Source organism: Shewanella yunxiaonensis, from assembly GCF_018223345.1.
Lineage (GTDB): Bacteria > Pseudomonadota > Gammaproteobacteria > Enterobacterales > Shewanellaceae > Shewanella > Shewanella yunxiaonensis.
In genome coordinates, this window is record NZ_CP073587.1 from 2,870,113 (window position 1) to 2,882,411 (window position 12,299).

The 12,299-nt window shown below is 49.9% G+C and carries 11 protein-coding genes and 1 riboswitch; of the genes, 3 read left to right on the plus strand and 8 right to left on the minus strand.

All coding sequences use genetic code 11. The features are described from left to right. Positions 1–36 precede the first annotated feature (36 nt). The gene (gene queG, locus KDN34_RS13190; protein WP_212594183.1) at positions 37–1,209 is read left to right on the plus strand and encodes a tRNA epoxyqueuosine(34) reductase QueG; all 1,173 of its coding nucleotides are present in this window, start codon (positions 37–39) and stop codon (positions 1,207–1,209) included. An 11-nt stretch (positions 1,210–1,220) separates the two neighbouring features. On the opposite strand, the gene KDN34_RS13195 is transcribed toward queG, so the two are convergent. Further along, entirely contained in the window at positions 1,221–1,433 is a 213-nt protein-coding gene (locus KDN34_RS13195) for a dodecin (RefSeq protein WP_212594184.1), read from the minus strand. Positions 1,434–1,560: 127 nt separating this feature from the next. Between KDN34_RS13195 and KDN34_RS13200 the strand changes: the two genes are divergently transcribed. Further along, positions 1,561–1,887, plus strand: a complete 327-nt coding sequence (locus tag KDN34_RS13200; RefSeq protein ID WP_212594185.1) for a hypothetical protein — start codon at positions 1,561–1,563, stop codon at positions 1,885–1,887. Between the two features lie 25 nt (positions 1,888–1,912). Here KDN34_RS13200 and metE read toward each other — a convergent pair whose 3' ends face one another. Further along, positions 1,913–4,180, minus strand: coding sequence for a 5-methyltetrahydropteroyltriglutamate--homocysteine S-methyltransferase (gene metE / locus KDN34_RS13205; RefSeq protein WP_212594186.1), 2,268 nt, complete (start codon positions 4,178–4,180; stop codon positions 1,913–1,915). Between the two features lie 153 nt (positions 4,181–4,333). Between metE and KDN34_RS13210 the strand changes: the two genes are divergently transcribed. Continuing rightward, a complete protein-coding gene (locus KDN34_RS13210; RefSeq protein WP_212596659.1) occupies positions 4,334–5,236 on the plus strand; it encodes a LysR family transcriptional regulator in 903 nt (300 codons plus the stop codon). A 16-nt stretch (positions 5,237–5,252) separates the two neighbouring features. Here KDN34_RS13210 and KDN34_RS13215 read toward each other — a convergent pair whose 3' ends face one another. The 6 genes from KDN34_RS13215 to KDN34_RS13240 all read right to left on the minus strand — a co-directional run bounded on the left by KDN34_RS13215 (position 5,253) and on the right by KDN34_RS13240 (position 12,296). Further along, a complete protein-coding gene (locus KDN34_RS13215; RefSeq protein WP_212594187.1) occupies positions 5,253–5,975 on the minus strand; it encodes an HDOD domain-containing protein in 723 nt (240 codons plus the stop codon). A gap of 117 nt (positions 5,976–6,092) precedes the next feature. Then, the gene (locus tag KDN34_RS13220) at positions 6,093–6,695 is read right to left on the minus strand and encodes a GDSL-type esterase/lipase family protein (RefSeq protein WP_212594188.1); all 603 of its coding nucleotides are present in this window, start codon (positions 6,693–6,695) and stop codon (positions 6,093–6,095) included. 101 nt (positions 6,696–6,796) lie between these two features. Further along, the gene (locus KDN34_RS13225) at positions 6,797–8,743 is read right to left on the minus strand and encodes a TonB-dependent receptor (RefSeq protein WP_212594189.1); all 1,947 of its coding nucleotides are present in this window, start codon (positions 8,741–8,743) and stop codon (positions 6,797–6,799) included. A gap of 86 nt (positions 8,744–8,829) precedes the next feature. Beyond that, positions 8,830–9,030: riboswitch (cobalamin riboswitch) on the minus strand. Positions 9,031–9,151: 121 nt separating this feature from the next. After that, entirely contained in the window at positions 9,152–9,511 is a 360-nt protein-coding gene (locus KDN34_RS13230; RefSeq protein ID WP_212594190.1) for a DUF805 domain-containing protein, read from the minus strand. A 214-nt stretch (positions 9,512–9,725) separates the two neighbouring features. Continuing rightward, on the minus strand, positions 9,726–10,238 hold the full coding sequence (locus KDN34_RS13235; protein ID WP_212594191.1) for a DUF2059 domain-containing protein: 513 nt from the start codon (positions 10,236–10,238) through the stop codon (positions 9,726–9,728). A gap of 78 nt (positions 10,239–10,316) precedes the next feature. Then, positions 10,317–12,296, minus strand: a complete 1,980-nt coding sequence (locus KDN34_RS13240) for an amylosucrase (protein ID WP_212594192.1) — start codon at positions 12,294–12,296, stop codon at positions 10,317–10,319. Positions 12,297–12,299 lie beyond the last annotated feature (3 nt).

Below are 12,299 nucleotides of genomic sequence, written 5' to 3' on the forward strand. Positions count from 1 at the left end.
TGTTATGATCGGACTTTCGGTTCACTCACTTGCGTTATGACGACAGTAAACCCGCCACCAAATGCTCAATGGTTAAGCCAACTCGCTCGGGATATTAAAGCCTGGGGCCAGGCACTGGGATTTGCCCAAGTGGGTATCAGCGATATTGATCTGACTGATGAAGAACCACGGCTGCAACAGTGGTTGGCACAAGGTTGTCATGGCGAAATGCAGTATATGGCACAGCATGGAATGATGCGTGCCAGACCTCAAGAATTGCACCCTGGCACTTTACGGGTGATCTCGGTGCGGATGGATTATCTACCGCCGAACGCTGGCTTTGCCAGCAATCTCAGTGATCCCAATCTGGCTTATATCTCCCGCTATGCAGGGGGCCGCGACTATCATAAGGTGCTACGCAATCGCTTGAAAAAACTCGGCGAACAAATTGATGAAGCATTAAAACAGGCCGGATTAAGTGACAGTGGTTTTCGCCCTTTTGTTGATTCAGCACCGCTACTGGAACGCCCATTGGCAGATAACGCTGGAATTGGCTGGACCGGCAAGCATTCACTGCTGTTAAACCATGATGCGGGCAGCTGGTTTTTCCTTGGCGAGCTATTGATTAATTTGCCATTACCGGTGGATATTCCGCTGACAGACAACTGCGGGAATTGTGTTGCCTGCATCACCAGTTGTCCGACCGGGGCCATTGTTGCCCCCTATACTGTAGATGCTCGTCGTTGTATCTCATATCTGACCATTGAACTGTCAGGCGCCATTCCGACAGAACTCCGGCCATTAATCGGCAATCGCATTTACGGTTGCGATGACTGCCAGCTGGTGTGTCCAGTAAATCGTGAGGCCCCGCTGACTCAGGAAGCTGATTTCCACACCCGAGCAGCGCTGCAACAACCAACGTTACTAGCGTTATTTAATTGGGACGAGGAGACATTTCTGAAAAATACTGAAGGCAGTGCTATCCGCCGGATTGGTTATGAACGTTGGCAACGCAATATTGCTGTTGCGTTAGGTAATGCCCCCGCCAGTGCCGAGATTCTACAAGCATTGCAGCAAAGGCTAGGCTCTGCCAACGAGCTGCTGGCTGAGCATATACAGTGGGCGCTTGAGCAACAGCAGTTAAAACTCACAGAAAGTGATACCACCACCCAACGAAAAACCGCACGACTGATACGGGTGATCCATAAAGGTCTACCACGGGATGCGTGAATCCGGCATGCTTAATTGTCAGCATCCAGCGTAAATCCCACTTTTATCGTCACCTGCCAATGTGCGATCAGTCCCGCTTCCAAATGCCCTCGGGTTTCCGTCACTTCAAACCAACGCAGATTGTGTAATGACTCGGCAGCTGCAGCGATGGCATTTTTGACAGCTTCATCGGAGCTGATGGGTGACGAGCCGGTGAGTTCAATAATCTTATAAACATGACTCATAACATCCTCCTGAGCAGAACAACCTGACCAACTTCTGACTTGAGTATAGTCACAAATAAACCGTGACAGCAGTTGTTAACCTTTTGTATATTTCTCAATAGGATAAATCTGTATGCAGGGAATATGCATGACACAGCAACACTCAGGACTCGGCATTAGTTCGTTTATTGTCAGTCTGGCAGCCGCCATCTTTATCTTCGCAACACTGATCATTGCCGGGAATCTCGCAAACTCCACCCCTGGCGGACTGTCCGAGGACAGCAATGAAGCGATGTTCATTGGCTTTGCCATTATCGGCTTAGTGTTGTTGTCGTTGATCGCTTTAGGACTCGGCATTGCTGGCCTGTTTCAGAAGGACCGGCTTAAAGTATTTCCCATTCTCGGCACCATATTTTCCAGTCTGACAATTTTGGGCACCGTAGCACTTATTTTACTGGGATTGTCGATGACCTAAACAAGGTCACCGACCGCCATTGCCATCAGCCGAGACGCCACCGAAGTTCCCGCGCCGCACTCACCATATTGCGTAACGCCGGTTCCACTTCGTCCCAACTCCGGGTTTTTAGGCCACAGTCCGGGTTGACCCAGAGTTGCCGCAGCGGGATGCGCTTCGCCGCTTGCGCCATCAATGCCACTATCTCTTCAACCCCGGGAATATTTGGTGAATGAATATCGTACACACCGGGACCAATTTCGTTCGGATATTCATATACTTCAAACACATCCAGTAACGCCATATGGGAACGTGAGGTTTCGATAGTGATGACATCAGCGTCCAGCACCGCAATCGCTGCAATGGTATCGTTGAATTCGCTGTAGCACATGTGAGTGTGGATCTGCGTGTCATCACGCGCCACTGAGGCACTGAGCCGGAATGCTGCGACGGCCCAACGCAGGTATTCCGTCCAATCACTTTGTTTAAGTGGCAACCCTTCGCGAAATGCAGGCTCATCAATCTGGATAATACTGATCCCGGCTTGCTGCAGATCAGCGACTTCATCACGAATGGCGAGCCCCAGCTGATAGGCGATAGTTTCCCGAGGTAAATCCTCCCGGACAAACGACCAATGTAGCAGCGTAACCGGGCCGGTCAGCATCCCTTTAACGGGCTTATCCGTAAGACTCTGGGCGTATTCAGCCCACGCCAGTGTCATCGGTGCAGGTCGACTCACATCGCCATAAATCAGTGGTGGTTTGACACAGCGGGAACCATAACTTTGTACCCAACCGTAACGTGTAAAACCAATGCCCTGAAGCTGTTCACCAAAATATTCCACCATGTCATTGCGTTCAGCTTCACCATGAACCAGCACATCCAGTCCCAATTTCAGTTGGCGCTCAATCGTGTCTTTGGTGATCTGTTGCAACAACCGGGTATAGTCTGCAGCAGGAAGCTCGCCGGAGCGCCAGCGATTGCGCAGCTGACGAATTGCCGCCGTTTGCGGGAAAGAACCAATCGTAGTTGTGGGCAATAAAGGCAAACGTAATCGTGCCTGTTGCAGTGGCTGGCGCTGACTAAAATCACGGTGACGATTGAAATCCTGTGCACCCAACGCTGCTAACCTTGCGGCAACGGCGGTATCGGCATCAGCCGCCTGCCTTGTCCGCCGCGCGCGACAGCGCTGAGTAATGACAGCGGCCACTTCGCTGTCTGGCTGCTGCAATAGCAGTTGTAATTCCCGCAGTTCGGTCAATTTCTGCCGGGCAAAGGCTAAGCGGGCTTTCAACGCAGCTGTCAGCTCAGTTTCTACCTCCAGATCTACCGGCGTGTGCAGCAACGAACAGGATGGTGCCAGCCACAAGCGCTCACCCAATTGCTGCGCGTATGGTGCCAGTGTTTGCGCTAACAGATCCAGATCGGCGGCCCAGACATTGCGACCATTGATGACGCCGGCAGACAGTATCTGCTCGCTGCGCAAAGCCGCAGCAAATGGTGCTAGCTGCTCCGGAGCACTCACCAGATCCAGATGCAATCCCGCCACGGGTAATGCCGAAATTAACTGCTGATGATGGGCAACGCTACCATAGTAACTGGCCAGCAACAGTTTTACCGGCGCCGTTTGCAACACCGCATACGCTTGCGCATATGCCTGTTGCCATAGAGGTGATAACTCCAGTGCCAGCGCAGGTTCATCCAATTGCACCCAACTGACACCCTGCTCGGCAAACTGTGTCAACAACTGCTGATAGGCCAGCAGCAACCGGGGCAGCAGTTGCAGCTTATCAAACGGCTCCCCCACAGTTTTGGCAAGATGCAGAAATGTTATCGGCCCGAGCAACACCGGTTTGACCTGATACCCCTGAGCCTGCGCTTCTTTCACTTCATCGAACCACTGTGACCAACAGAGACTAAACTGCTGCTCTGCCGTTAGTTCCGGCACCAGATAGTGGTAATTGGTGTTGAAATACTTGGTCATTTCTGCCGCGGCTGCCGCAGTCCCCGTTGGCGCCCGCCCTCTTGCCACCCGGAACAACGTGTCCAGATCGACCTCACCCTGACGGTGACGCGGCGGGATCACACCTAACGTTGCACTCAATGTCAGTACCTGATCGTAGTAAGCGAAATCACCTACGGGCAATAAATCAAGACCTGCCTCGGACTGCCACTGCCAGTGCGTACGTCGCAGCTCAGCGGCCTGCGCCAACAGCTGTGATTGGCTCAGTTCGCCACGCCAGTACTGTTCCAGGGCAAATTTCAATTCGCGGCGACGGCCGATACGGGGAAACCCCAGATTATGTAATGTCATGCTCACACCTCACTCCGTTGGCTGGATAAATAACGCCTCGTTCAGCAATTCAATATAGGCGTCTAGACGTCTGGAAGTTTATTGTGATAGTCTCTGCCCAATCAAACGAAATGGCTTCAACACCAACATGAGCAGGATTCATCCGGGATGAGCATGATAGAACTCAGGCACTTGTGGACATTATTAGCCCTGAAAGAATGCGGTAGTTTAGCGGCGGCGGCCAAAAAGCGATTTGTCACCCAGTCGGCACTGTCACACCAAATTAAAGAATTGGAAACGCGGATCAACTCATCGGTGTTTATTCGCAAGAGCAAACCGCTGGCATTTACTGAAGAAGGCACACGGCTGTTATTGCTGGCTGAGGAAATCTTGCCAAAAGTACAGGAAACCGAAAACCTGCTGAAACAAGGTAGCAACCTGATACAAGGACCTCTGCGTGTCGGTATTGAATGTCACTCATGTTTCCGTTGGTTAATGCCAGCCATGGAAGCGTTCAAACACAAATATCCGGAAGCCAGACTCGATCTCTCCAGCCGTTACCTGTTTGATTCGCTAAGTGCGCTGGAAAATGATGATTTGGACTTAGTCCTGACCTCGGATCCAGTTGCCAGCCATACCATTGCTTACCAACATCTCTTTGAATTTGAAGTTGACTTGGTCGTTAGCAAGGAGCACCCGTTAGCAAAATTTGATTATGTTTTGCCTCAGCAGTTAGCCAAGCAGCCGATCATCAGCTATCCGGTGCCCCTCGAACGACTAGACTTGTTTCGTTATTTTCTGGAACCCGCCGGCGTGGCACCCGGCCCTCAAAAAACCAGTGACCTCACTAACGTGTTATTACAACGGTTGGCCTGTAACGAAGGCGTCGCCGCCCTGCCCAACTGGTCAATGCGCGAAGCTCACGGCCTGAGTCTGAAAGCGTTAAAACTGGGAAAGGATGGCCTCAAACGGCCACTATTCGGCGCATATCGACGTAATGCTGCCAATAGTAACATGATTGAGCATTGGTTGACGCTGGTCGCTACAGAAGCTGTCGCCCAACAGGCCCCCCATTGATATTAACATCAATGGGTTACAGTGGATTTAACAGCAAGCCTCGCTGAGCTAAAATGCGTCGCAACACCAATCCTGGAGAGTTAGCATCACGGGTCTGCCGCAGATTATGCGCAATCATGAATTCATGTTGCAGCTCATCATCCAGCCCCAACGCCTCAAATGCGCCCAATGTCAGCGATTTTTGCTGAGTGTCGATCAAACTTTTGATGATACTCAGCGGGAAACACTGTTCCTGCTCGACATTAAGATAGGCAAATGCGGTTAACGCAATGATCTGCCCAAACACACTGAACAGCGCCAACGTCTGAACTTCATCGGCATCAATACTGACCCCCTGCATCTGGTGCAGACTATCTACAGCTTCTGTGGCAATAGATTCGGTCAACCGCCAGTATCCCTGTACCAACTTCCGATAAGGTTGTGGCAGCTCGTCCAACCGCTCTTTCAGATAAAAGGTGAAAGCATACCGATAGATATTGACTTGTCCTAACCGGACCAGAGCATCTTTCAGGCTACGATTGGGGTGCAGTGAAGGTGCTAGCGCGCAATTACTGCGCCACAGCAGGTGGGCGGCCAGAGCGGGATCAGTAGATACGATATCAATGACATTGCGGATATCACCGTCAGCAATAATGGCTTTCTTCAGCGGAACCAAGGTTGCTCGCCGACCGATAACCTGTTCCTCATTGGCGATAATTGCACGGACCTCTGAGAAAACTTGCTGCTCAAGATCTGTCATATATTAATTAACCTGTTCTTATTAGGACTTGCGCCCATTTTTTTTACAAAGGATTTACCCACAAATGCCACCTGAGGGTCAAGCGTAATCGAACGATTTTAGACATGACGCGACAGTTCAGAAAGCACCAGCATGTTTAAGCTTGTTATAGATCTCAGTCGCCAGGCGATGATATCCGGCGGCATTAAGATGTACTGCGTCTGATTTGAGCGATGGCGATGACAGCAACTCACTCAATGCATCATCCATTAACAGGCTATCATGCCGTTTTGCTAACGCCTTGTATAGCGGTGCTGACTGCAACAATACGCTTTTTTGCGGCACGGAAATCAGTAATACAGGAACCGCCATACTTTGTGCATCCAGCATCATCTGTTCCAGATTATCTTCTATCTGCTGCGGTGGCACGCCGCGTAAAATATCGTTACCGCCTTCAAGCAAAATCAGCAAATCCGGCTGCATCTCATTGAGCAATGATGGCAATCTCTTACGCCCTGTGGCCGTCACTTCCCCTGCGATACCAGCATTCACCACTTCGCACCCACACAGTGTAGCCAATTGTGCAGGATAATCCTCATTTGCGGGAGCACCGTTGCCGGCGGTCAAACTATCCCCAAAAGCAAGAATTCGAGCATCCGGTCCCAGATAGGACAACGTAGGGTCTGAGCAGGCACTCAGTCCCAGCAATAACGCTAAAGGAAATAATACTCGTGGTAGCATCAGCCTCTCCGTTGCAATCATCGCCTGCCCCGTAACGCCATCATGCGCATAAAAAACCGGGCAATCAAGCCCGGTTCGTATTATCAATGTTAATGCGGTGGTCAGAAATGATAACTGACACTGGCATTAATGTTGCGGCCGTCACCGACGTAATAGCCATTACCCCAACTGCTGTAATAACCCGAGCTGACGTAATCTCGATCAAACAGGTTATCTACCCGTAAACTCGCTTGCCAAGCATTCAGCCGATAATTCAATGCCAGATTCGTCAACCAGTAACTGTCGATACGTTCTCCGTCGTTGGCATCGTCCCCTTCCATGTAACGTTTACCGAGATATTGCCCCTCTAGGTAAACCTGCCAGTTGTTGGTGATATCGACACTGCTAAATACACGCCCGGAATGCTTCGCGACCCAGGATAATTCCTTACCCTCATTAGCCCCTGCGGTAAATTCTGCATCGACATAGTGATACTCAGCCCCCAACTGCCATAGAGTAGCAGGTTGCCAGTTCCAGCTGACGTCTGCACCATAACGGCGCGACTTATCCGCATTGACGTTTGCGCCGATAAACAAGCCACCAGCAGGCTTTTCAGCACTCATGTCGTAAACAATTTCGTCTTCCAGTTTTAACCGATAAAGATTTAGCGCCACTTTCTGTGCGGTATTGTGCCAATCCCACCCGGCTTCAATAGAGGTGCCTTTTTGAGGTTTCAGACCATTCACGCCTGGCGAGGTGTACGCCTGTTCATCCACTTTGGCAAAACGGAAATTCTGATCGGCACGGACAAATACACGTTGCGCTGCGGTTGGCCGATAATTGACACCGAACTCTAAGGCATGAGCATGCGCATCCAGCACTGTGCCAGCCGGATAAACCGTGGCATCCTGCAGTTCATCCTTCACTTTGGCATAGCGGCCGCCAACTACATAGTCTAACGTTGAGGTCAATGGCACGGTTGCCTGAGCATAAGCACTGGTCATAGTTTGGGTATTACTACGGTTGGTGCCACTGAGATTAAAATCGGCATCTCCGCGATGTAAATCAGCCCCCAGCACCCATTTAAGCGCGCCTTTTTCAGAAGCGTAATTGGCTAAAAATTTAGGATTAAACTCCAGTAATGAACGGCTATTTTGTCCATAACTGCCGTAGCTAACACTGCTCACCTGAGAATCGCTGTAATTGAGATCGGCCACCATTTGCCAATGTTGATCCAACTTCTGTTGCAACTGGGCACGCCATGCGTCGGTCATTTCATGGATGTAGTCATTTAACTGATACGCAGACGCCTGTCGTGGATTGGTTTGCAATTCAGCGTCGGACAGTGCACCTGGATTCTGCCGTTTGTTGTCGTAGTAACTCCCTTCCACAAAGAATTCACGAACATCGGTACGGTACTGCAACCGACCAAGTACCGAACCGGTGTTATTGGCATTGTGGTCACGATAGTTATCGCTGCGGTTGTAGTCACCGGACAGGTAATAACGCCAACTGTCACTGAGATTACCCGCGATATCGCCACGACCTTCAGCAGTGTTAAAACTCCCCGCCGCCAAGGATAAATTACCCCCGGCGGCATTTGGCGCCTTAGTGATGATGTTAATCACCCCACCGACCGCCTGATCGCCATACAGCACACCAGCACTGCCAGAAAGGATTTCTACTCGCTCAATCTGACTCAATGGAATGGCGCTGAGACTGGCGGCAGCAATATCCATATTGTTTAAGCGACGACCATCCAACAAGATCAAGGTATTGTTAGCCGCCTGACTGCCACTGAAGCCACGCATTGCGATGGTCGGCCCGGTGTTACTGTCAGATATTTGAATACCGCTGCGACCACGCAGCAGTTCAGTTAATGTGGTAACACCACTTTGCTCAATTTCCGCCGCGTCAATCACCGTCACACTGGCAGCAATATCCATTGGTGTTTCAGCTTGTCGCCCAATCACGACAATGGTGTCATCAATTTTTTGGGGTTCGGCGTATGCCACGCCATAGACAGCCATGCTGCAAAGCACGGCCAAGGAAGAACGTTTAAATCCCATTTCCTTAGGCTCCTTAAGGGAACGGGGCAAAATGCCACGGCCAGGCTTTAAGCCATAGCCGCACTTCGCGATATGCCCACCGAAATCAGCGAAATCCCTTCAGGGCCGGTCTCCGGACTTTGGCTATGCAGCTCGTGGCTGCTCAACAAGCGACTTTTATAACGCCTTATCTATAAAGACGCGCCCTTGTCTCACCATTTACCGTTGCGGGGGCAGTGCTGGAATTACACCAGCTTCCCGATTATCCCAGTGCATCAACACCAGGCACCACAGAAGGTTGACAAAAAATTATCCCCCTCGGGATGAGGGGGTGCGGCATTATAGACATCTAGACGTATCAATGTCTAACTCTTAACCGCGATTGAGCATATAAAAAGCAGATACCATGCGACATCTTTTGGCAGCAATTTACTCGATACCCGCAAAATCTGCTTTGGGATTACGTCCATATTCATTATCACCGGGCTCGCTGTCCTGGCAGAGAAACACGAGTAACACAATCCAGCCCACCACGGGAATAAACCACATTAACTGCCACCAGCCACTGCGTCCGGTATCATGTAATCTGCGGGCAGTGACCGCCAGCGATGGCAGCAATAACACCAGACCATAAAGCCCGCCGAGCCATTTTGAATCGTTGCTGATTTCAATTGCAGAAATGATCAGTGAAATCACATTGTAGATCAGCACATACATCCAGAAATCGCGACGACGCGTCCGATCAGTGAAGTCGGCATAGCGACGGATCGGTTCCAAAAAATAATCCATGGTAACTCCTTGTAGTTATGAATACTGGCGGCAAAAAAAATCGCTACATCATCAATAAATATAAGAATATTCAAATAGATGAGTAGTCAAATTTTGTCTCACTTTACCATACTGTAAAATCTTTTAAATGTGTTCATTGGATTTTCACGCACAGTGCTCACTCGTAAAAAAGGCCGCTAACTAGCGACCTTCTGATGACACTGCGTGCTACCGGTTAATGTTCAGCCCTTTTTGCCTTGAGCTTTTCAGCAAACTCTTTTTGCAGGGCCTCGACTTTGGGGAGCAAGGTACCCAAAAAAGATTGTGATACCTGCATACTTTCCTGCATCACCTGCGGCATCTTGGCCACCATTGACCGGCCGCTTTCACTGGCATAAAAGGCCGACATATCGGCGATTTCTTTATCGGTATAGTGTTTGACGTAGATATCGATCAGCGGTTGTTTCAATTTATCCCAACTGAGTTCATCACGCATGATTTTACTGTAGTTATGCGCAAACGCTTCAAACAGTGGCTTCTCATCGTCCTTAAGATCCAACCCATTTTGCATGTTAACCAACAGCTGCTCCATCTGGTCATACATGGCGTTCATGGTGGTATCCATGTGCATTTCCAACAGTAGCTGTTCTACCTGAGCCCGGCGAGCCGATGCATCCGCGTGCACCAACGGCGCCAACAAAAAAGAGGTGCCCAGTAATGCGAATGCTATACACCTTGTCAATTTCATCAATTGTCTCCATGGCCTATTCAAAACTTCCGGCAATCTAGCACAGATTCCATTGGGAGCAGACAAATTCACACAAAATCAGCGTCCCGCAATGCCACGGTACGGACTCAGGACTAACCAGTAAAAGCGAAAACCGCTGAGCACCAGTTGATTTGAAAAAATCGAAGGAGGCCGTTCACTCCACAAATCTTCCAACATAGTGGGGTCGACATAAGCTTCCTGTCGCAGGATCTCCAAGTCGACTCGTTGCGGTTCTGCTGAAAGGTTAGCGATCACCACCACTTTATCTGATGGATTTGTATAGTTGTAACGGACATAAGCAAATACCGCATCATTACCTAAATCTAACAGGTCGCGATTATTGAAGTCGGAAAACGCATCGGTTTGCTGACGCAGACGAATTAATCGCTGCATATCCGCGAAGATGCGATTTTCGATAGTGCCCTGCTGATGACGCAGTTCCATGGTATCCCAGTCAAGAGAAGGACGGTGTAACCAGCGACTGTCGCTGGATTTATCAGTATCACGCTCATAGTTGTAATCATTAAGCGTGCCCACCTCATCACCGTAGTACAGCAACGGGATGCCGCCGAAGGACATGATCAGGCTGTGCAGCATAGTGATATGTTTGTGACTGTTACGCACCAGTTGCATGTCACCGGATTCAATTCCCGCCTGCAAGCCCACCAAAGATGCCAACGATCCGGAAATACGCGCATCACCGGTTTTTTCATTTTTGCCAAACGGGCGGCCACGCGCGGAGCTGTGGTCAAATTCACCGGTAAAATAATCCACCAAGAATTTTCGGTGCATGACCGGATTGTAGCCAACGCTGGCTATATCACGATCATCAAAACCGAAGCCAATATCGTCGTGACAACGCAGATAATTCAGCCAGGTCGCACGTTCCAATTTCATTGGCAGGCTCTTAAGACCCTGATTCAGCAATTTGGCATTTTTGGTGGCAACAGTTTCCCATAACAACGCCATAAAGGTGGCGTTGTAGGCGATATCGCACTCCTTGGCGACTACCGCATCTTCGCCAAAGTATTTGATAATTTCTGACGGTGCGACTATCGCTTCGGCGATAAAAATCAGTCCAGGAGCAACCACCTGACAGCAGTCTTTAAACAGTTGCAGCACCTTATGGGCTTCGGCCTCATTCTGGCAGGCCGTGCCGATTTTCTTCCATAAAAAGGCTACCGCATCCAGCCGCAAAATATCGACACCATGGTTGGCCCAATAGAGGATCACGTCCAGCATCTCCATAAATACTTCCGGATTGCTGTAATTGAGATCCCATTGGTACTTGTGAAAGACCGTCATCACCCATTTCTGCGCCTGTTCATTCCAGGTGAAATTGCCCGGATCGGTCTCCGGAAAGATCTCCGGCATCGTTTGCTCAAACATATCAGGGATGGTGCGATCATCAAACATGTAGAAATAGTTCTGGTACTGAGGATCACCCGCAACCGCTTGCTTCACCCACGCATGCTGATCGGAGGTATGGTTAACCACAATATCGAGTGCGATTAGCGATTCCTGCGCATGTAATTTTTCAATAATTTTCTGCAATTGCGCGTTAGTCCCCATGCGCGAATCGACCTTGCGGAAATTACTGACCGCATAGCCGCCATCACTTTTCCCTAAGGGACATTCACAGATAGGTAAGATATGTACCAGGTTGATGCCCAACTCGGCAAAGTAATCCACTTTGTCAGATAAATCGCTGAGATTTTTGGCAAAACCATTGGCATATAACGCCATACCGACCCAGCGTTGATGCAAAAACCAGTTGTGGTCAGCTTCGCGCTGGCGGTCAACCTGTTTTAAGGCGGTGCTACGCTCGATGTAGTTACGCACCATCACTTCCACCAGCTTTCCCAACTGCAGCTCAAAGTCGCGGCGGTTGCCGTACAAACGCAGAAATAACGAATAAATACCGTAAAAGTTGGCTCCGAGACGACTATAGAAAAACCGCAGATCTTTGGGTTCAATGGCCGGTTTGAGCTCGTCCAATATCCGGTTCAGCAGGGTATGAGAGACCTCTTCATACATAAT